This window comes from Gordonia sp. NPDC057258 (genome assembly GCF_042668985.1).
GTDB classification, from domain to species: domain Bacteria; phylum Actinomycetota; class Actinomycetes; order Mycobacteriales; family Mycobacteriaceae; genus Gordonia; species Gordonia hongkongensis.
In genome coordinates, this window is the sequence record NZ_JBHUXZ010000003.1 from 96,161 (window position 1) to 117,386 (window position 21,226).

At 67.7% G+C, this 21,226-nt stretch carries 16 protein-coding genes; 9 read left to right on the forward strand and 7 right to left on the reverse strand.

The window, feature by feature from the left end; all coding sequences use genetic code 11:
• Positions 1-138: 138 nt before the first annotated feature.
• Entirely contained in the window at positions 139-1,362 is a 1,224-nt protein-coding gene (locus ACFUEJ_RS03735) for an oxygenase MpaB family protein (protein WP_058251559.1), read from the reverse strand.
• Between the two features lie 151 nt (positions 1,363-1,513).
• Between ACFUEJ_RS03735 and ACFUEJ_RS03740 the strand changes: the two genes are divergently transcribed.
• Positions 1,514-2,179, forward strand: a complete 666-nt coding sequence (locus tag ACFUEJ_RS03740; protein ID WP_068972455.1) for a TetR/AcrR family transcriptional regulator — start codon at positions 1,514-1,516, stop codon at positions 2,177-2,179.
• A 52-nt stretch (positions 2,180-2,231) separates the two neighbouring features.
• Complete coding sequence (locus tag ACFUEJ_RS03745; protein ID WP_388027652.1) at positions 2,232-3,878, forward strand: MFS transporter; 1,647 nt, start codon at positions 2,232-2,234, stop codon at positions 3,876-3,878.
• On the opposite strand, the gene ACFUEJ_RS03750 is transcribed toward ACFUEJ_RS03745, so the two are convergent.
• A complete protein-coding gene (locus ACFUEJ_RS03750) occupies positions 3,875-4,312 on the reverse strand; it encodes an SRPBCC family protein (protein ID WP_269552545.1) in 438 nt (145 codons plus the stop codon). The two genes, ACFUEJ_RS03745 and ACFUEJ_RS03750, sit on opposite strands and share 4 nt — an antisense overlap.
• Positions 4,313-4,449: 137 nt before the next feature.
• Between ACFUEJ_RS03750 and ACFUEJ_RS03755 the strand changes: the two genes are divergently transcribed.
• The 4 genes from ACFUEJ_RS03755 to ACFUEJ_RS03770 all read left to right on the forward strand — a co-directional run bounded on the left by ACFUEJ_RS03755 (position 4,450) and on the right by ACFUEJ_RS03770 (position 10,974).
• Positions 4,450-6,411, forward strand: coding sequence for a gamma-glutamyltransferase family protein (locus ACFUEJ_RS03755; RefSeq protein WP_277242620.1), 1,962 nt, complete (start codon positions 4,450-4,452; stop codon positions 6,409-6,411).
• A 201-nt stretch (positions 6,412-6,612) separates the two neighbouring features.
• Positions 6,613-8,784, forward strand: a complete 2,172-nt coding sequence (locus ACFUEJ_RS03760; RefSeq protein ID WP_058251564.1) for a glutamine synthetase III — start codon at positions 6,613-6,615, stop codon at positions 8,782-8,784.
• Positions 8,785-9,022: 238 nt separating this feature from the next.
• Entirely contained in the window at positions 9,023-10,522 is a 1,500-nt protein-coding gene (locus tag ACFUEJ_RS03765; RefSeq protein WP_068972461.1) for a SulP family inorganic anion transporter, read from the forward strand.
• A gap of 20 nt (positions 10,523-10,542) precedes the next feature.
• The gene (locus tag ACFUEJ_RS03770) at positions 10,543-10,974 is read left to right on the forward strand and encodes a MerR family transcriptional regulator (RefSeq protein ID WP_068972453.1); all 432 of its coding nucleotides are present in this window, start codon (positions 10,543-10,545) and stop codon (positions 10,972-10,974) included.
• A 3-nt stretch (positions 10,975-10,977) separates the two neighbouring features.
• Here the strand turns inward: ACFUEJ_RS03770 and ACFUEJ_RS03775 are convergent, their stop codons facing one another.
• Positions 10,978-11,856 (reverse strand): SDR family NAD(P)-dependent oxidoreductase, encoded by an 879-nt coding sequence (locus ACFUEJ_RS03775; RefSeq protein ID WP_175401126.1) that lies wholly within the window; start codon positions 11,854-11,856, stop codon positions 10,978-10,980.
• 75 nt (positions 11,857-11,931) lie between these two features.
• Complete coding sequence (locus ACFUEJ_RS03780) at positions 11,932-13,530, reverse strand: CdaR family transcriptional regulator (protein WP_068972452.1); 1,599 nt, start codon at positions 13,528-13,530, stop codon at positions 11,932-11,934.
• 74 nt (positions 13,531-13,604) lie between these two features.
• Here ACFUEJ_RS03780 and pruA point away from each other — a divergent pair, with 74 nt between their 5' ends.
• The 3 genes from pruA to ACFUEJ_RS03795 all read left to right on the forward strand — a co-directional run bounded on the left by pruA (position 13,605) and on the right by ACFUEJ_RS03795 (position 17,876).
• Entirely contained in the window at positions 13,605-15,251 is a 1,647-nt protein-coding gene (gene pruA / locus ACFUEJ_RS03785) for an L-glutamate gamma-semialdehyde dehydrogenase (protein WP_388027657.1), read from the forward strand.
• Positions 15,251-16,201, forward strand: a complete 951-nt coding sequence (locus ACFUEJ_RS03790; RefSeq protein ID WP_277242618.1) for a proline dehydrogenase family protein — start codon at positions 15,251-15,253, stop codon at positions 16,199-16,201. The genes pruA and ACFUEJ_RS03790 overlap by 1 nt, the downstream gene beginning before the upstream one ends.
• Before the next feature lie 415 nt (positions 16,202-16,616).
• Complete coding sequence (locus ACFUEJ_RS03795) at positions 16,617-17,876, forward strand: HNH endonuclease signature motif containing protein (protein ID WP_277242617.1); 1,260 nt, start codon at positions 16,617-16,619, stop codon at positions 17,874-17,876.
• Positions 17,877-18,213: 337 nt separating this feature from the next.
• On the opposite strand, the gene ACFUEJ_RS03800 is transcribed toward ACFUEJ_RS03795, so the two are convergent.
• Genes ACFUEJ_RS03800 through ACFUEJ_RS03810 form a run of 3 tightly spaced genes read right to left on the reverse strand, consistent with a single transcriptional unit; the run spans position 18,214 to position 21,188 of the window.
• Positions 18,214-18,762 (reverse strand): molybdenum cofactor biosysynthesis protein, encoded by a 549-nt coding sequence (locus ACFUEJ_RS03800; protein ID WP_165630378.1) that lies wholly within the window; start codon positions 18,760-18,762, stop codon positions 18,214-18,216.
• A gap of 9 nt (positions 18,763-18,771) precedes the next feature.
• The gene (locus ACFUEJ_RS03805) at positions 18,772-20,346 is read right to left on the reverse strand and encodes an FAD-dependent oxidoreductase (protein ID WP_165630379.1); all 1,575 of its coding nucleotides are present in this window, start codon (positions 20,344-20,346) and stop codon (positions 18,772-18,774) included.
• Entirely contained in the window at positions 20,343-21,188 is an 846-nt protein-coding gene (locus tag ACFUEJ_RS03810; protein ID WP_078113428.1) for an FAD:protein FMN transferase, read from the reverse strand. The genes ACFUEJ_RS03805 and ACFUEJ_RS03810 overlap by 4 nt, the downstream gene beginning before the upstream one ends.
• Positions 21,189-21,226 lie beyond the last annotated feature (38 nt).

A 21,226-nucleotide genomic window follows, 5' to 3' on the forward strand; every position in this document is an offset into this window, starting at 1 on the left:
ATCCGGCGGAGCGATCGGTGTCTGGCAAGGCGGAGGAGGGAGGGATAGCATCGCTATCTCGACCGACGACAACGCAGCCAGGCGCCGATCGAACGCCGGAGACTAGCCGCCTGATTCTGAGACATACCACCAGGTGGGCTAGTTGTACTTCGGGTTGTTGATCACCGGGATCTCGATGTTGATCGGCATCCGCAGTTCGGACATGTAGAACAGCACGAACTGGCGGAGGAACTCGTCGAACAGCCAGTAGGCCTCACGCGGCATGCCGACATTGAGCAGACCCTCGCGGATCTGTACGTACGGACCCCACGCCGTCTCGAGCAGCGGGCTCCACACGGGCTCCCGCGGGATCTGATACCAGTTGGCGACCTTGTCACCGAGCACGAATCGCGTGAGCGCCCCCAGGACGCCGCGCGAGATCAGCGAGAGGTCGAGGTTCATGCCGAGGTCGAGCAGCATGTCGGCGAGCTTGCGACCCTCGGGGGTCGGCGCCAGGATCGGGTCGAGGACCTGCTGCGCCTGCGAGTCGGCGGCGGCCCAGGAGGCGGGGATGTACTCGTCCTGGACGCCCAGCAGGCGAGCGGTGATCTGCCACGAATGCAGGAATCCGGCGGATTCGTCGGCCGCGATCGGGACGTTCCACTTGTCGAAGTTGCGCATGACGGTCGTCGGCAGGCTGTGCCAGGTGACCATGATGTCGGCCTGACTGATCGGCTTCTTCTCCGTCGCGCCGTGCACCCAGTGCGGGGACTGCGGCAGGAGGTGGCGCACGCCGGCATGCGCCATACGGGTCTTCACGCAGGTCACGATCATCTCGCCGCCGGGCTGATAGGCGTTGAGCGATCCGATGTCGTATCCGAGCTTCGCGGTCTTGGTGATGCGGTCCTTGAGGTCCCATCCGCCCTTGGAGTAGTAGACCGACCGGGCCTCGCGCGGGATGACGGTGCTCATCATGCCGCTGGCGAAGCCGTACAGGACGCCGAGGTAGGTTCCGCGCTTCTGGTTGAATCGGACCGCGTCGGCCAGCTTGGCCTGGTCGGCCCACGCGGGCAGCTGACGAGCGTGCTCCATGAAGTCGCGCAGTTCCGAGGGCAGCCCGGCGGGCAGCGGCTGCGAGTTACGATGCCACGTGCGCAGCAGGCGATTGACGTTGCGCACCTGCCCGCTGTCGATGACCTTGGCGATCACCGGGTCGGCCTCGTCGTCCCACAGCTGCCGCGGGTCCGCGCCGCGACCGCGGCCGGGCACCGAGTTCGCCGGCGACCACGTCCACGGCGTCGTCTGCGAGAGCGCCGCGACCGCACCGGCTGCGCCGACGACACCGCCCGCGCGTATCAGGTTCCGCCTGTTCAGATCTTCCATGACCCCGTCCCATCACTTCCATGTATCAATGTGACAAACAACGTATCCTTGTATCATTGTTACCACCGCGTGGTCCAGAACACACCTCTTTCGCGAATTTTGCGATCATGGAAGCTCATGCGGTCATGATGTGAGGAAGGGGGTGAGGCGAGTGACCACGCAGCCGTCCGGCGCTTCGCTGTCCAGCTCGCTTCTCCAGCGGGCGTTTCTCGAATCCGCGGCTCAATCCGACGAGGCCGCCGATCCCACCGCCGAACGTCTGCTCGACGCGGCCTTCGAACTCTTCTGCCGGCTGGGCGTGCAACGGACGCCGATGGAGAAGGTGGCGAAGAGCGCCGGCGTCACGAGAGTCACCCTGTATCGCAAGTTCGCCACCAAGGACGCCCTGGTCGACCAGGTGGTGCTCCGCGAGTTCCGTCGGTACTTCGACCGGTTCCGCGCGGAGATCCCCCGCGCCGACACCGTGGCCGACCGCGTCGTGGTCGGGTTCGTCGGTTCGCTGCGGGCGATCTCCGGCAACCCGCTGATCGGTGAGATCAGCGACGCCGAGCCCAGCATGCTGATCGAATCGATGATCGGCGGCGACGGCATGCTGCTCGCGACGGTCCAGCACTTCGTCGCCGCCCAGCTGCGCCGGGAACAGCTGGCGGGCAACATCTCCGACGAACTCGACGTCGATCTCGTGGCCGAGATGATGGTCCGCATCTCCGCGTCGTTCCTCACCGTGCCCAGCCGCGTCGTCGACATCACCGACGACGCGCAGCTCGCCACGGTGGCGCGCCAGTTCCTCGTACCGATGCTCAATCCCGCGCAGTAAACCGCCGAACCTGTAAAGATCAGAGCGCTCACCACATCTGAGGAGACTGACGATGCGCTCTTGGTCTGTGATCATCATCCTGGCCGTCTCACAGTTCGTGATGGTGCTCGACAGCACCGTGATGAACGTGTCCATCTCGGTCGTGGCCGACGACCTCGGGACCTCGATCACCGGCATGCAGGCCGCGATCACCTTCTACGCGCTGACGATGGCCGCCTTCATGCTGACCGGAGGCAAGCTCGGCGACTTGATGGGGCGCGCAAGAGCATTCAAGATCGGTGCGGTCATCTACGGCATCGGCTCGCTGACCACAGCGCTGAGTCCCAACCTGACCGTCCTGCTCATCGGCTGGTCACTCGTCGAGGGGCTGGGCGCGGTGCTCGTCATCCCCGCGATCGCATCGCTGGCCGCCATCAACTACACGGGCAAGGCCCGGGTCACCGCATTCTCGATCCTGGGCGCGGTCACCGGGCTGGCCGCCGCCGTCGGCCCGCTGCTCGGTGGCGTGATGACCACATACCTGTCGTGGCGCTACGTGTTCGTCGCCGAGACCGTCGTCATGGTGGCGGTCCTGTTCGCGGCCAAGCTGATTCGTGACGTACCCCGCGACCCGGAGGTACGCATCGACCCCCTCAGCGTCGTGGCATCCGCCGGCGGCCTGTCGCTGATCGTCTACGGCGTCCTGCAGTCGAAGACGTGGGGTTGGCTGAAGCCGCAGCATCCGCCGGAGCTCGGCGGGGACGAGATCGCCCCGCTGGGCGTCTCCCCCGTGGCATACCTGTTGCTCGCCGGGGTCGTCGTGCTCTGGTTGTTCGTCCTGCGGCAGCGCACCCTGGCGACGTCCGGCCGCCAACCGCTGCTGCGTGTCGAACTCTTCCGCATCGCTGCTCTCCGAAGCGGACTCGGCGGTTTCCTCGCCCAGTACTTCGCGATCGCCGCCCTGTTCTTCGTGGTTCCCGTGTACCTGCAGACGATGCTCGGACGCGATGCACTGCAGACCGGGGTGAAGATCCTGCCGCTCTCGGTCGGGCTCGTCCTGTTCTCGATCCTCGGATCCTGGCTCACCGCACGGCGTTCCGCACGGTTCATCGCCCGCGGCGGACAGATCACGATGGCGCTGGGGACGCTTCTCGTCATCGCCTCGGTGGGAATCGATCTGCGCAACGCCGCCTTCGCCGCGGGCATGTTCGTGGTCGGTGCCGGCTTCGGTCTGCTCGCTTCACAACTCGGCAACGTCAACATGTCCGCTGTCGAGGAGAAGGACACCTCGGAGGTCGGCGGCCTGCAGGGCACCTTCCAGAACCTGGGGTCGTCGTTCGGCACCGCGGTCGCGGGATCGGTCTTCCTGCTCATGCTGTCGTCGGGCTTCGTGTCGGCGGTCGACGACGCCGAGAACCTCTCCCCCACCGACCAACAACGCATCATCGCCGCCGTCGACGAGCAGGGAGTGCCGATCATCTCCGCCGACGAGGCGCGCACCCTCGTCCTCGACGCGGGCGGCTCGGAGGAGTCCGCACAGGCGGTGTCACAGGCCTATTCGGATTCGCAGATCGCGGCCCTGCAGCAGTCGCTGTTCGTCGTCTTCGGCCTGCTCGTGCTGGCGTTGCTGTTCTCGCGGCACCTGCCCAACCGGATACCGGAACCCGGCCCGGCGCGCGAACGGCGGTCGGCCGAGCCCGAGCCGAAATCCGGCTCCTAGTCGATCTTCTTCCTGATCGTCGCTTCTGTGTGCCGCACCGCCTGAGCGGCGAACGGTCCCACGACCTTGCCGAGGAGTTTGCCCGCCATACCGCCGGGGAGGTTGTAGTTGATCTCGACGTCGAGTTCGGTGCCCGATCCACCGTCCGCGTCGGCGAACCGCCACGTCGTGTTCGCGTCGAAACCCTCGACGGCCTTCAACTCGATGAGCTCGTTCTCGACGTACTCGGTGCACTCGACCACCGACTTCAGTGTCTTCGGCCCGACGTCCATCGAGACCGCGAACTTCGCGCCGAGTCCGCTGGTCTTCTCCGTCGTCGGCTCGAACCGGGTGACCCCGAGCAGGTACTCCGGGACGTTCTGGTAACCGTCGATGTAGTCGAAGACCCGCTCGCGCGGCCTGTCGATCTTCGCCTGATGCCGTACCACTCCCACGATTCTCCCCGTTCGTCTCGTCCGGCCGACCATGTCGGTGCGGCCCTCCGCCTCGACCCTATGCGGTCACGGCCGCTGTCCTGAACATTCGACCCAGTTCGCGTCGCGAACGGCCCCGCGGTCAGTACGCTTGGCCGATGACGGCCGGGTCCGGAGTCTCTCGAGTGGTACGTGTCCTCGTCGTCGCGACGGCCACCGCCCTCCTCGCGACTGCCTGCGGCTCGGATCCAGCCGGGCCGGAGGCGAGTCCGGTCACCTGCGCCGAGATCCCCAACGGGGAGATGATCGACGCCCAGACGATGACGGCCGCACCCACCGACATCGCCACCAGACCGGAAGTCGCGTCCGGCTTCCGAACGGGGATGAGACCGGTCGTCACCGACACCTACGCAGCGGCAACCGCCAATCCGGTCGCGACCCGCGCGGCCTGCGAGGTGCTGCGCGACGGCGGGACGGCCGCCGACGCCCTGGTCACCGCGCAGATGGTGCTGGGACTCGTCGAGCCGCAGTCCTCCGGGATCGGCGGAGGCGCCTTCGCGCTCTACTACGACGCGGGGTCGAAGAGCGTGCGGGCATTCGACGGTCGCGAGACGGCGCCGGCGGCGGCCACCGAGACCTACCTGACCCGGATCGCCCCCGACGATCCCACCCCACCCGTGCCGAGTGCCCGCGCCTCGGGACGGTCCATCGGCGTGCCGGGCGTGCTGCGCATGCTCGAGATGGTCCATGCCGACTTCGGCGGACAACCGTGGCGAGATCTGTTCGATCCGGCGATCGAATTGGCCGACAACGGGTTCGACATCAGCCCGCGGTTGGCGACCGCGATCGCCGCGTCGGCGGCCGACCTCGGCGCCGACGACGAGGCCCGCTCCTACTTCCTCGCGAGTGACGGCGCCGCGAAGCCGGCCGGCGCCCGGCTCGTCAACCCCGCGTACGCCAAGACGCTCGGCACCCTCGCCGCCGACGGCGCGGGCGCGATGTACGAGGGGCCGCTCGCCCGAGCCATCGTCGCCGAGGCCGGCAGCACCGCGGGCGGCATGACACCGAGCCTGATGACCGAGCAGGATCTACGCGACTACCGTGCGATCGCCCGGAAGCCGGTGGTCACCACCTATCGGGGGCGACAGATAGTGGCCATGCCCGGACCGTCGTCCGGCGGGATCGCCGTCGCGTCGGCGCTGGGCATCCTGGCGAACTTCGATCTGCCGTCGATGCCGCCGTCCGATCTCGACGCCGACGGCGGGCGTCCCGACCCGGCCGCCGTGCACCTCGTCACCGAGGCCGAACGCCTCGCCTACGCCGATCGCGACAAGTACGTGGCCGACCCGGACTTCGTCCCGCTGCCCGGGCGCGGGGTCACGACCATCCTCGATCCGGCCTATCTGCGGTCCCGGGCAGCGCTCATCTCACCCGACTCCTCGCTCGGCGAGGCGCCGGCGGGTGACCTCGGACCGGTGCCCCTGGGGTCGCACCCGGGCACCGAACACGGAACCAGTCACATCACCGTCGCCGACCGGTACGGCAACGTCGCCACGATGACGACGACCATCGAATCCGCCTTCGGCAGTTACCACATGGTCGACGGGTTCCTACTCAACAACGAGTTGACCGACTTCTCCGCCGAACCCCGCGACGACGACGGGACGCTGCTCGCCAACCGGGTCTCGCCGGGCAAGCGGCCGCGCTCGTCGATGGCGCCCACACTCGTTCTGCAGCCCGGCGCCGACGGAGCGCCGGCCGAGGTGGTCGCGGCCCTGGGTTCCCCCGGCGGGTCAGTGATCATCCAGTTCGTCGTCAAGACGATCGTCGGGATGCTGGACTGGGGCCTCGATCCCCAGCAGGCCGTGTCGATGATCGACTTCGGCTCGGCCAACACCCCGACCTCCAACGTCGGCGGCGAACACCCGCTCGTCGACACCCCGGACGACGGCGCACACGATCCGTTGGTCCGCGGCCTCCGGGAACGCGGAGCCGAGGTGTCGGTCGAGGAACAGTCGAGCGGGCTCAGCGCACTGCTGCGACACGGCGGCGGCTGGATCGGCGGCGCCGATCCGCGCCGCGAGGGCGCGGTGATGGGCGACAACGCGACGCTGCGGTAGACCGTCGCGCCACGGGTTCTCGAAAACGGCGTTGCCCCGATCGGTTCCGAGGGGCACTAGTTTTCCTCGGCGTCACACAGGGGCAATCGGGCGCATACACCCAGCTCATAGCGTCGAAGCGCTCGCAATTGCGACAAACGGCGTAGCGACGTCGTCGTGCGCCCCCGCGCACAGGGGGGCCCAGATCATCCAGGAGTATCCATGAGTGGCAGCATGTCCCGCCGACAGGCGATCGAGGCCGTGACGACCTACGACGTGTCGGCGCCGGGGTTCACCGAACCCCTCGCAGACACGTTCGGGCGCAATGTGTTCAGCCTGTCGGTCATGAAGAAGCGGCTGCCCAAGCACGTCTTCAAGGCGGTCGCCGCAACCGTCGACACCGGCTGCGCGCTCGACCCCACCCTCGCCGATTACGTCGCGGTGGCCATGAAGGACTGGGCCATCGAGAAGGGCGCCACCCACTACGCCCACGTCTTCTACCCGCTCACCGGTTTCACGGCCGAGAAACACGACTCGTTCCTCGAACCCGACTCCACCGGTGCATCGCTCGCCGAGTTCGCGGGCAAGACGCTGCTGCAGGGCGAGCCCGACGCGTCGAGCTTCCCCAACGGCGGTCTGCGCGGCACCTTCGAAGCCCGCGGTTACACGGGCTGGGACGTCACCAGCCCGGCGTACATCCTGGAGAACCCGAACGGCAACACCCTCTGCATCCCGACGATCTTCATCTCGTGGACCGGCGAGGCCCTCGACAAGAAGACCCCGCTCCTGCGCAGCCAACAGGCCATGAGCAAGCAGGCCATGCGGTTGCTCCGCCTCTTCGGCCACGACGACGTCGACACCGTCGTCTCCTACGCCGGCGCCGAGCAGGAGTACTTCCTGATCGACGAGCACTTCTTCTATGCGCGACCAGATCTCATGACCTGCAACCGAACCCTGTTCGGCGCACCGCCGTCGAAGGGCCAGGAGTTCGACGACCACTACTTCGGTGCCATCCCGGAACGAGTGCTGTCGTTCATGATCGAACTCGACCGCGAGCTGTTCAAGCAGGGGATCCCGGCGAAGACCCGGCACAACGAGGTCGCGCCCGGCCAGTTCGAGATCGCACCGGTCTTCGAGCGGTCGGTCCTCGCCCACGACCATCAGCAGCTGATGATGACCACGATGAAGGCCGTCGCCGAGAAGTACGGCATGAAATGCCTGCTGCACGAGAAGCCGTTCTCCGGCGTCAACGGCTCGGGAAAGCACGTCAACTTCTCGCTCGGCAACGCCAATCAGGGCAACCTGCTCAATCCCGGCGACACCCCGCACGAGAACATGCAGTTCCTGACCTTCTGCGGCGCGATCATCCGCTCGGTACACCTCTACGGCGGGCTCCTCCGCGCGGCGGTCGCCTCGGCGTCGAACGATCATCGTCTCGGCGCCAATGAGGCTCCGCCGGCGATAATCTCGATCTTCCTCGGCGACCAGCTGATGGACGTCTTCGAGCAGATCGCCAAGGGCGGCGCCACCGGTTCCAAGGCCGCGGGGGTCATCGAACTCGGGGTCGACACCCTGCCGCCCCTCAAAGCCGATCCGGGAGATCGCAACCGCACCAGCCCCTTCGCGTTCACCGGCAACCGGTTCGAATACCGCGCACCGGGTTCCAATCAGTCGATCTCCGATCCCATGGTCGCCATCAACACGATCCTCGCCGACTCCATCGACTTCATCGCCTCGGACCTCGAGAAGCTCCTCGCCGACGGTCTCGAACTCGCGGACGCCGTCCAGAAGGTGTTGCAGGAGATCGTCAATGCCCACGGCTCGGTCATCTTCAACGGCAACGGCTACTCCGACGAATGGCAGGAAGAGGCCGCCGCCCGCGGACTGAAGAACCTGCGGACGACGGTCGACGCGGTGACGGAGTACACCTCGCCGGAGGTCGTCGAGATCTTCGAGAAGTACGGCGTGCTGTCGGCCCGCGAGCTCGAGGCCCGCGAGGACGTCATCTTCGAGTACTACGCGCTCACCCTCCTCGTCGAGGCCAAGGAGACCGCGGAGATCGCCAAGACGATGATCATGCCGGCCGCGATCCGGTACCAGGGTGAGCTCGCCGGGACCGCGGCGTCGCTCAAGATGGCCGGAATCGAGGCTCCCACACCGCTGCTCGAGGAACTGACCGGACTGATCAGCACGTTGCACGACGGGTTGACGGCCCTCGATGCCGGTATCGCCGGCATGCACGGCGAGTCCACCTTCGAGGAGTCGAAGTACGCGCTGGAGAAACTGGTCCCGGCCATGGCCGCGGTCCGCGAGGTCGCCGACACCCTCGAGTCCATCGTCGCCGACGATCTGTGGCCGCTGCCGACCTACAACGAGATGCTCACGATTCTCTGATCCCGCATCGTCGACACGCCCCTTGCGCATCGCGCAGGGGGCGTGTTGTTGCGCGCCTGGAGTTATGTGGCGTGACGCCCATCCGCGCACCCGCATTTGCATCTCTACCCTCCCGTGAGGGTAGAGTTGGCACGTCCTGCGGGGCGGCGTCGGCCGTCGGAATCGCCCGACGCCCGCGAGGGTGGGTGACCCCTTCCGCGACAGACGTTTCCGTTACCTCACGAAAGTCGAGACGCCGATGACGGCCGAGGTGCTGACTCCTGCCCGACAACAGTCGGTGCTGGCGACCCTGCGCTCCCCGCGGCGCCTGCGTACCGAGGTCCTCGCCGGTCTCGTGGTCGCTCTCGCGCTCATCCCCGAGGCCATCTCGTTCTCGATCATCGCCGGGGTCGACCCGCGAGTGGGCCTGTTCGCCTCGTTCACGATGGCGGTGACGATCGCCATCGTCGGCGGCCGTCCGGCAATGATCTCCGCCGCCACCGGGGCGGTGGCGCTGGTGGTGGCGCCCCTGGTCGCCAGTCACGGCCTGGATCACCTGATCGCCGCGGTGCTCCTCGCCGGGGTCATCCAGATCGTCCTCGGCGCAGTGGGTGTCGCCCGTCTGATGCGGTTCATCCCGCGCAGCGTGATGGTCGGATTCGTCAACGCACTGGCCATCCTCATCTTCACGGCTCAACTCCCCCACCTGCTGGGGGTGCCGTGGCTGGTCTATCCCCTCGTCGCGGCGGGGCTCGCGATCATCGTCGGTCTGCCGCGGCTCACCACGGCGATCCCATCACCACTCGTCGCGATCGTGCTGCTCACCGCGGTCACACTCGCGGTCGGGTTCTCCGTCCCCGACGTCGGCGACGAGGGCGACCTGCCCGACAGTCTGCCCAGCCTGTTCATCCCCGACGTTCCGTGGACCTGGGACACGTTGACGGTCATCGCTCCCTACGCCTTCACCATGGCACTCGTCGGCCTCCTCGAATCGCTGATGACCGCCAAGCTCGTCGACGACCTCACGGACACCCACTCCGACAAGACGCGTGAAGCCACCGGTCAGGGCATCGCCAACATCGTGACCGGTCTCTTCGGCGGCATGGGCGGGTGCGCGATGATCGGCCAGACCATGATCAACGTCAAGGAGTCCCGGGCCCGCACCCGCATCTCGACGTTTCTGGCCGGACTCTTCCTGCTCATCCTGGTCGTCGGGCTGGGTGACATCGTCGCGCTGATCCCGATGGCCGCGCTCGTCGCCGTCATGATCATGGTGTCGGTCGGCACCATGGATTGGCACAGCGTCAACCCGAAGACGTTGCGGCGCATGCCGAAGAGCGAGACGGCCGTGATGCTCGCGACCGTCGTCGTCACCGTGGCCACCCACAATCTCGCGTACGGGGTGATCGTGGGCGTCCTGACGGCGATGGTCCTGTTCGCGCGCCGGGTCGCCCACTTCACGGAGGTGGTCGATGTCGCCGATCCCGAACCCGGAACCCGCGTCTACGCGGTGCTGGGCGAGTTGTTCTTCGCGTCCAGCAACGACCTCGTGTACCAGTTCGACTACGTCGGCGACCCGGACGACGTCGTCATCGACATGAGCGGCGCACACATCTGGGACGCGTCGACGGTCGCTACGCTCGATGCCGTCACCACCAAGTACGCAGCCAAGGGCAAGACGGCCACCATCGTCGGCCTCGACGACCACAGCGCCGAACGTCATCGACGTCTCAGCGGGCAGCTCGGCGGCGTGGGCTGACCGGGCAGAGAGGACAGGTCGTGACCGACGACGGGACCGACACCGCCGAGCACCTGCAGATCGGCGCGGTGGCAACCGAAACCGGGTTGTCCATCAAGACGATCCGCCACTACGACGAGGTCGGTCTGGTCGTCCCGTCCGCCCGCTCGGCCGGGGGCTTCCGGCTGTACACCCGGGCCGACATCGATCGGCTGTTCGTGATCCGGCGGATGAAGCCTCTCGGTTTCACCCTCGACGACATGCGCGCACTCCTGCACGCCGAGAGTGTCCTCGACGACTCCGACGCGGCGCCGGCGGACCGGCGGGCGGCACTCGAGGAGGTCGCGGAGTTCCGGCAGCGCGCACGACTGGCGTGCGAGAAGCTCGAGCGGCAACTGGAGTATGCGCACGAACTCACCGCCCAGCTGTCGGATCGACTGACCGATCCCGCGTCCGCCGGTAGGGCGACGTAAGCACTACCCCAGCGGCCACCGGGTACCGGTGCGGGCCTCGGCCTCCGTCCACAGTCGACCGGCCAGTTCGTAGTCGCACGCCGTGAGCGACCGGCCCGACAGCACCGGTCGGCCGCGCAGTCCCCATGGTCCGTCGACCCCCACGTAGCTGCCCGGCGGGATCGGCTCGGTCAGGCAGTGCAGGGTGGGTGCCGCGCCGGCGTCGAGATCGTTGCCGACGACACCCGCCAGGCCCTGCGCCGCGCGGTGCAGAACGCCCAGGCCCGGCTTGTTCGAGATGTTCGACGCGGCCCAGCCGGGATCGGTGAGCATCGAGGTCACCGGCGACCCGACGTCGCGCAACCGTCGGTCGAGTTCGAGGCCCCACAGCATCACCGCGAGTTTCGACCCGGTGTAGGCCCGCGGCGACGACCACCGGGCGCGTCGGAGGTCCAGGTCGGCGGGATCGATACGTGCTCGGCGATGCCCCTCCGAACCCACGGACACGATCTGCCGCCTGATGCGCGGCAGGAGCAAATTGGTCAGGGCGAACGGCCCGAGGAAATTGGTGCCCATGCCGAGTTCGAATCCGTCCCGCGTCGTCCGATGCTGATGCGGGAACATGCCGGCGTTGTTGACCAGCACATCGATCGGGCCGTCGAGTTCCTCGACGAAGGTCCGCACCGAGGCGAGGTCGGCGAGATCGAGCCGGATCACCTCGCAGTCACCGCCGAATTCCCGTGCGCGCCGGGCGCCGAGATCGGTGTCGCGGACGGCCAGGACCACCTGCACACCGGCCCGGGCGAGCGCGCGGGCGGTGGCCATCCCGATACCGTTCGTCGCACCGGTGACGACGACCCGCGAGCCGGTCAGGTCGGACAGGGACTTCGACGATGAGGGCATGGGCGCCACGGTACCCACCGGCCGGCCGGGTGGGGTGGCACTCGGTCGGGGTGAGACTCGGGTGCGCAGCGACTCTCACCGAGCGCGCAGGGACAGCGCCACGACGAGACGCGTCGCCGGGTCGTCGAGATCCATCCCGGTCAGGGTCTGCACTCGACGGATGCGGTAGCGCAAGGTGTTCGGATGGACGTGCAGCGCCGCCGCTGCCGCGCGGACGTCACCGAAATGGTCGAGGTAGGCGCGCAACGACGCGGTGAACTCGCTGCCGCTGCGAGTGTCGAGATCCGCGAGCCCGGCGACCCGGGTGTCGACGAGATCGGGGTTCTCCGAGAGCAATCCGATGATCTCGGCGAGCAGCACCCCGGTGCGGGATCGCTCGACGGTGGTGACGTCGTCGAACAGGTCGGCGTCGCGACCGGCGGCGTCCAGGACACGATCGATCGCAGAGCGCAGATCGGTTGCGGCGGCGATGGTGTCGGGGCCGGCGACGACTGCGCGTGCCGGCACGCCGAATTGGCGGTCGGCGGCGTCGACGGAGATCCGCGCCCACGTGACGGCGTCGTCGAGCGGGACGTCGGGGAGCACGACGTACGCGCGGTCACCGATGGTGACCGTGACCGACAGCGGACTGAATGCGCTGGCGTGCAGCATGAGTGCCGAGACCTGCCCGGCGCGGATGCCGTCGGGGGCCGTGAACCCCACGATCGTCACCGTGGCGGTCGGCGCGATGCCGAGCTGGGCGGCGAGGTGGGCCGCGTCGACCGGTACGCCACCGACACCGAGGAGTCGCCGGACCCGCTGATCGTGGTCGGAGCCTGCCGAACGCCGTCGCGAGATCACCCGGGCCGCAACAGCTGCGGCGCCGACGAGTACCTCGTCGGTGTCGCGGGTCGGCGGGCGCGACCCCTCCTGCAACCAGACGACCCCCATCAGGACGTCGGAGCGATCGCCGTGTGCGCCCGAGGCCGGACGGATGGCGACCGCGCGACGCGGCCGAAGTCCGAGATCGGTGCGTGCCTCGACCGTCACGACGCCGGACGACTTCCGGACCGCGTCCATCACTCCCCACTCGCGCAGCCAGGCCAGCATCTCCGGTGGCCCCTCGCGGCCCAGGATCGACAGTCTGCGCAACTCGTCGGCCTCCTCACCGGCCGAGCTGTAGGCGAGGACGTGCGCGTGCTCGTCCTCGATGCTGACCAGACCACCGGTCCGGCGGGCGACCTCCGCGGCGAGCTCGAACAGGTCGCCGGTGCTTCCCGACTCCATGGACTCGCTTCTCCCGACCGCGCCGCGTGCCGCGTCGAGCACCCGGGTGACGAGGTTGTAGATGCGTTCCCAGCGGGCGTGCGGGTCGATGGCGATGACCGCGATACCCAGTCGATCGGCGAGACCGACCTGGGTCTGGGTGGGAGTCTTGGCCAGTACGGCGACCGGGCGGTGCGCGCCGAGGCCGCCGAGCCACTCCACGACGACGTCGTCGGCGAGCCCGACCAGGAGGAACAGGTCGGCCGATCGGGCGGCATGCCCGAGCCCGTAGTGCACGTCGTCGGCGTCGACCATCGCCATCGTCGACACCGGCGTGTCGAGACCGCGGGGCGACGAGACCAGGGTCGCGACGGTCTGGTCAAGGGCGAGGACCAACCGCCCGAGCGCGATACCGGCCGTCTTGTCCATACGGACAAGACTACGAGACCCCTCTCAGCCGATCGGCCATATCGCGACGTCGGAGGGGACGGTGGACTGAGGTCATGGATGCCATCACCACTCCCCCTCGACCGTCGAACGAACCCGTCCACAGTTATGCCCCCGGCTCGCCCGAGCGTGCGCGCATCGTTGACGAGCTGGCGCGACAGTCGCATGCCGGCCGCCGCGAGTTCCCGCACATCATCGGCGGCCACCTGAGCCTCGGGGAGGGTGAGGAGATCGACGTCGTCCAGCCCCACGCACACCGCGAGGTACTCGGCTTCATCACCAATGCCACCCACGACGACGCCCGCGCCGCGGTGGACGCCGCCCGCGCTGCCGCCGCCGACTGGGCAGACACGAGCTTCGACGACCGCGCGGCCGTGATCCTGCGCGCCGCCGAGCTGCTGGCCGGGCCGTGGCGCGAACGGATCGCGGCGGCGACCATGCTCGGTCAGTCGAAGTCGGTGCAGCAGGCCGAGATCGACGCCCCGTGCGAGCTCGTCGACTTCTGGCGGTTCAACGTCGCCTTCGCGCGTGAGATCCTCGCCGAGCAACCGGAGTCGTCGCCCGGGGTGTGGAACCGGCTCGACCACCGTCCACTGGACGGGTTCGTCTACGCCGTGACCCCGTTCAACTTCACCGCCATCGCCGCCAATCTGCCCACCGCCCCGGTCTTGATGGGCAACACCGTCGTCTGGAAGCCCTCCCCCACCCAGGCGTACTCGGCGCAGCTGACCATGGCGCTGCTCGAGGCCGCCGGATTGCCGCCCGGGGTGATCAACCTCGTCCACGGCGACGGTGCCGCGGTCTCGGATGTCGTTCTCGCCGATGAGGATCTGGCCGGGATCCATTTCACCGGGTCGACGAGGACGTTCCGTCATCTGTGGCGTGAGGCCGGTGCCAACATCGAGCACTACCGGAACTATCCGCGCCTCGTCGGCGAGACCGGTGGCAAGGACTTCATCGTCGCGCACGCCTCGGCCGAACCTCACGCGTTGCGAACGGCGTTGACGCGCGGCGCTTTCGAGTATCAGGGACAGAAGTGTTCGGCGGCGTCGCGCGCGTATGTCGCCAGGTCGGTGTGGGAGCGGATGGGTGACGAGTTCCTCGGCGAGGCCGACGAACTCGCCTATGGCGACGTCCGAGATCTGACGAACTTCGGTGGTGCGGTGATCGATCGACGCGCGTTCGACAAGCAGGTCGCGGCCATCGACCGGGCCAAGTCGTCGGCGTCGCTGACCGTCGCGGTCGGCGGCGTCTGCGATGACACCGAGGGGTACTTCGTCCGACCCACGGTACTGGTGTCCGACGACCCGACCGACGAGGCGTTCGCCACGGAGTACTTCGGTCCGATCCTCGCGGTTCACGTCTACGACGACGCCGACTACGAGAACATTCTCGGCCTGGTCGACTCGACGGCGCAGTACGCACTCACGGGGTCGGTCATGGCGACCGATGTCGCCGCGGTGGCCCTTGCCTCCGACCGGCTGCGGAACACGGCGGGCAACTTCTACGTCAATGACAAGCCGACCGGCGCCGTGGTCGGGCAGCAACCCTTCGGCGGCGGCCGGGCGTCGGGAACCAACGACAAAGCCGGGTCGAAGCAGAACCTGATGCGCTGGACCTCGACTCGCACGATCAAGGAGACGTTCTCACCTCCCACGACCTCGTCGTACCCGCACATGGTCGCCGACTGGACGGCACTGTGATGGGGTCCGTTTTCGACACGGTGCTGCGGCCCGCGATCGTCGCGGCATCGCGCAGCGAGCGGATCAAGGACGCGTCCCAGCGGTGGCCGGTCACCGGACGAGTGGTCCGCCGATTCGTGCCGGGCGAATCGCTCGACGCCGCCATGGCCGCCGTCGGGGCCGAACTCGCCGACGGACTCTCCGTCTCGGTCGACTTCCTGGGCGAGGACACCCTCGACGAATCCCAGGCGGAAGCCACGGTGACCGCGTATCTGGCTCTGCTCGAGTCTCTTTCGGGACGCCGTCCGTCACCTGCCGGGTCGTTGGAGGTGTCCCTGAAGCTGACCGCGCTCGGTCTCGCACTGCCGGAGCACGGCGCGAAGATCGCCGAGGAGAACGCGCGCACGATCGTCGAAACGGCCGATGGCCTGGACGTCGTCGTCACCGTGGACGCCGAGGATCACACCACCGTCGACCAGCGGCTGGCAATCGTGCGATCGTTGCGCTCGGAGTTCCCGGAGACCGGGACCGTGCTGCAGGCCTGCCTGCGCCGCACCGAGGACGACTGCGCCGAATTCGCGGCGTCGGGCGCCCGAATCCGGTTGTGCAAGGGCGCTTATGCCGAACCGCCCGCGGTCGCGTTCACCGACCGCCGCCAGGTCGACGACAGCTATCAGCGGTGCCTCCGGATACTGATGAAGGGCTCCGGTTATCCGATGGTCGCAAGCCACGACCCCACGATGATCGACGCCGCGAGAATCCTCGCCAACGAATTCGGTCGCGCGCCGGACAGCTGGGAACACCAGATGCTGTACGGAATACGGGCCGACGAGCAGCGCCGGTTGGCAGCCGCGGGCGCACGCGTCCGGGTCTACATCCCCTACGGCGAGCAGTGGTACGGCTACCTCGTCCGACGCCTGGCCGAACGTCCGGCGAACCTGGGGTTCTTTCTGCGCGCACTGGCCGGGTGAGGCCCCCAACCCGTCGACTGTGCGGCAGTGGGCCACTGCTTCCTGTTCCGAACCGCTGGATCTGCGGTTGCCGGAGTGCGGAAAGCCGCCCCGCGGGTCGAGCAGGCAACTATTGAGAGCGGTGGGCCGGCGACCGCACCTCGGGGCAGATACGCCAGACAGTCCCACCGGCTGAGGTCGACTGCGCTCCTTGACAGCGCCTCACCGCCGGCGCGCGACGAAACTCAGCCCGAATCCCCTCGGACTGCCTCGATCGAATATTGGCCAGGATCCGAGATCATGCGTGACTGAAGTGCGACCACTGTCGACGATTGCTGCACAGTCAACGCGAATCGACGCACTGTCAACGAAAAACACTGCACAGCTGACGAATTCGCGCGTCTCGCGCCTGTGGAAAACCCTCGAAATCGAACGAATGTTCCTGTACCTTGGAGTCATGCCAGAGCTAGCCACTCTCCTCGATCAACTCATCGGAACCACCCCACCCACCGACGACCCAACGGGCAGAGCAACATTCGACGCCCTCGACACGTGGCGCCTGATCCGCAACCTCGCAGACCACCAGATCGCCACGCACGCAGCGCAACTCGACGCCCTCGGAGTCGCACAGAAAACCGGCAGCACCACCAAGAAGCTGCTGATCGAGTCAGGACATGCACCTGCCGCCGCTCTTCGCACCATGCGAAGTGTCGACGCCCTACCCAACCTGCCCGCTGTGGCGCGTCACGCCGCCGATGGGCGACTATCCGGCGAGATCGTCGATGCCATCGTGCGAGGCATGAATGAAATCGAGAAGCGCTGTGGCGACGCTTTTTCCGAGGATAAACGTTCTCGCTATGAGATCGAACTGATTGCCCAAGCGCTCTCGGGTGCGACGCCGACAGACGTGCGCAAGCACGCGCGGGCCATCGGCAACACATTGGTGGATGACACCGAGGCCGGCCTCGCCGCCGCCGACGACACATCGCTGAACGCGGTCAACGCCCACACCACCGACGACGGCCGCGTCGAAGTCCGCGCCGACCTCACCCAGGTCGTGGGCGAGAAGTTCCTGACGATGATCGACGAACGGTCCTGCCCACGACCCGAACCCGACGGCGCCGAAGATCGACGCACCGCCGAGCAACGCCGCGCCGACGCCTTCGAGTTGATCCTCGACCAAGCCGCGATCGGCGCTACCGTCGATACCGTTGGTTCCCCGCGCACTCAATTGATGCTGACGATCCCCGCGACCGGAGACCTCGCAACGCTGCCGTGGACCGGATCGGTCAGGCAAGCCACCGCGAAACAGGTCTCGTGCGACGGCTCGCTCACGGAGATAATCCTCGATAGTGAGGGCGTACCACTACAGATGGGTCACACCCGCCGGTTGTATCCGTCACACTTACGCAAAGCGATCATCGTCCGCGACGCCTGCTGCATCAAATGTGGTGCACCGCCGTCCCATACGCAGGTGCATCACATCAAGTCGTGGGCCGACGGCGGACCCACCGACCTCGACAACGGCTGCCTGCTCTGCCAACGCTGCCACACCCAAGTCCACCACCACGGCTGGGACATCGTGATGGGTTTCGACCGCCACCCGTGGCTCGTCCCGCCCGCCAATATCGACCCGCACCGCCGACCGCTACCCGCCTACAACCGCCGCACCATGCGACTCGACGACGCCGCCTGACCGGCCGTCCGACACACACTTTCGCGTAGCACCTTCCGCACCCGGGCCACACCCGGGACCGCATCCGTCCCTTGACAACTCCACAGTGACATTGCTGGTGTTCATCAGTAGGTATCGCTCAGCGATACCTACTGTTGAACACGAGCACGTTGCGTTACCGGCTCGACTGTCAAGGGCACCGTCCGCCAGACAGCGGCCAACAGCAGGGGGCCGGTGTGCCCGCTCACGGTCCGTCCCGGGTCAGGCGGCCGCCATTTGCGAACGGGGAGACAAACTGCTGAGCCACTTCGGAGTTCGCCACCCATCACCTCGCCCCCCCCGGGTCAAGGGGTAACGGTTACGTCGGCTGCGCCCGCCGCACCTGGTCGGCGGCGCGGGCGGCGTCGAGTTCGACGTCGGTGCGCAAGACCGCGGGACCGACGCTCAGCGTCCCCGACGTCAGCGGTTGCGTCCGAAGTCCACCACGTCCGATCAGGGCTTTGCGCACCCCGTCCCCGGCAACGGTGTCCATCCACGAACACGGATGAGCAGGGCGTCCGCCGCGGAACCGGATCGGACCCGACCCGGTGTCCAGCTCGAACTCGCGTCCCCGCAACGGATCGAGCTCGACACCACGCACGACGACGTTGCGGCGGGCCAGAACAGGATCGGCGTCAGCCGCCGCCGCCATCCATGCTTCGAGCGCCAGAAACGTCACGGCCGCCTCGGTGTGGGCTCGGATTCCGTAGAAGCGATCACCACGAATCCCCTTGTCGGCGACGATCTCCACCGAGGCTGGGGTGCGGGTCTCGACCTCGTCGGCCGGGCCGTCCTTCGGCCTACCGAAGTAGGCGTGCTTCGGCGAGACGACGAATGTGACTATCTCGCAGTGGTATTCGAACTCCATCAGACGCGTTCAGTATCCGGAGAACGAGTCGGTGTGGACACGCCACGGCCGGGACCGCGTCGTACCGTCGAGGCGGCGGACCGCCGCCGACGTCCGTTCGACGAACGCAGGCGTACCCGACACGTAATAGTGTGCGCCGGCCGCGATGGAACCGATAAGCTCGGCCAGCCGGGTGGGATCATCGATCCCGTCGGCGAGTTCCGGCGCCTCGACGGCCGCGACGCGGGCATTCACGGCCCGGGCGCTCTCCAGGTCATCGGCGTATACGGCACGCCCCTGATCTCGCAGCACGTGCGCGATGGTCAGGCCGGAGAGATCGTGGCCCGACTGCACCAGCTCCCGCACCATCGACACGAACGGAGTGATCCCGATCCCGGAGGCGATCAACACCACCGATCCGGTCGCCGGAAACGACCGCGGCAGCACGAAGTCCCCTCCGATCTCGTCGACGTAGACCCGGCGTACGTTTCCGTCGACCAGTGCTGCCTTGTAGGTCGACGGCGCCGCGGCGACGGTGAAGCCGAACTCCACCGGTTGCTGCCGGGGCGCGGACACGAACGAGAAGACCCGCCGCGAACCCGACCACAGCGGCGCCGACCACCGCGGCACACTGACACTCGACCACTGCCCCGCCTGGAACACCGCTGCGCCACCGACCGGTTCACCGCGCACCGCGTAGGTTCGGTCGGCAACCGGGACGGTGACGACGTCGAGCGGCACCCGGCGCGCAGTGCCCGATACCAGTCGGACGAGGAACGCGTACAGGCATCCGACGAGCAACGCCACCTCGGGCACGAACGCCAACGTGTACGCGTCGGTGATCGCAATCGTGTACTGGCAGTGCATGAGCACACCGACCAACGCCGCGTACAACAGTCGGTGCAGCTCGGTGGCCGGCGACGTCAGCGGCTCGGGCAGCATGATCGCCGCCACGAACAGCATCGGACTCGACACCACCCATGTGGACAGATCCTGGCCGCCGCGTACCAGTTCGACGACCCCGATCGTGACAAGGGAGGCGCCGATGAACACCAGGGCCAGTCGCCACTCGCGGATCAACGTCACGACCACCGCACCGATCACGACCATCGGGACGAACAGCGGATCGGCGGCCACCCACCAGAACGGGAAGCTGATGCCCTCGACACCGGCGTATGCCAGCGCGTAACAACCGACCGCACCCGTGACCGCGGGATTGACGATCAGCCGACGACGCCATGCGAGAACATATTTCGACGCCGCGGCGATGGCGGCGCCCACCGCGACGGTGGCGACGGCGGTGTCCTCCGAGCCGCCGGGCAGGACGAAGAACAGGATCAGTCCCGTGATCAGCCACGAATCCGAGTTCGGCGGCACCCGCAGCACGCCGGCGCAGACGTAGCTCACGACCCCGCTGACCCCGACCGCGACGACCAGCCACACCGCCAATTCGTCCGGACCGTAACCGAAGTCGGCATCGGTCGCCGAGACGACGAAAGCGACTGCGGCCAGCACCACCAGCCCGCAGAGCACCGCCCGATACGGGGTCAGGTGCCGCCGGGCCGCGTCGATCGGCGAGAGCAGCTGCGGCAGAAGCGTTGTCACAGGAACAACTCCAATCCGGGGATGGCGGTGTGTTCGACGCTCCCGTTGCGTCGGATGGTCACGTGATGAAATCCCTCACGGTGATGGTCAAAATCGCCGCGCAGGAACGCCGCAGGCGTGAAGAACAGCGCCGTCGCCAGGCCGTCGGCCTCCATCGCCGACGGCGCGATCACCCAGGTCGCCAGCACCTCCCGCGCGGGCGAGGCGGTACGCGGATCGACGATGTGGTGCCAGTCGGCCCACACCCGCCGATTGCTCGCCGAGGCGCAGACCGCGCCGCCGGCAACGGACACGACGCCGATCGCCTTCGTCGTGTCCAGCGGATGCTCCAGCGCCACCCGCAGTCCGCGGGAACGCGGCGATATCACCATGTCCCCACCTGCGTCGACCACGAAGTCGTCGACGTGGCCGCCGACGATCTCCGCCACCCGGTCGACCGCGAATCCCTTTCCGGCTGCGCCCACGTCGAGCAGAGCCGGTTCGCGAATCTCCAGCGCACCGACGTGCTCACCGATCACCGCCTCCCAGGCCGGCGCCGTCGGCACCCGCGCCGACGCGCGGAGCGTGTACGCCGCGTCGTAACCGGCCTCGGCGAGCGTGCGCCCCACCAACGGCGACACCGCGCCGCCGGTGAGGCCGTACAGACGGCGGTACCAGTCGACCAGCGGTTGGTCGGAGTCGGCGATCGGGTATCGCCCCGCCTCTCTGGCCATCTGCGCGACCGTCGAATCGTCCCGGAACCGTGACCAGGCCCGGTCGATCCGGTCGATCTCGGTGTTCACCGCGTCGACGACATCGGCGGGAAGTGTTTCCGGGGTGCTGATCGTCCACCGGGTGCCGATCGCATCGAACGCCCAGTGGTGCGCGGTGCCGACGGAGG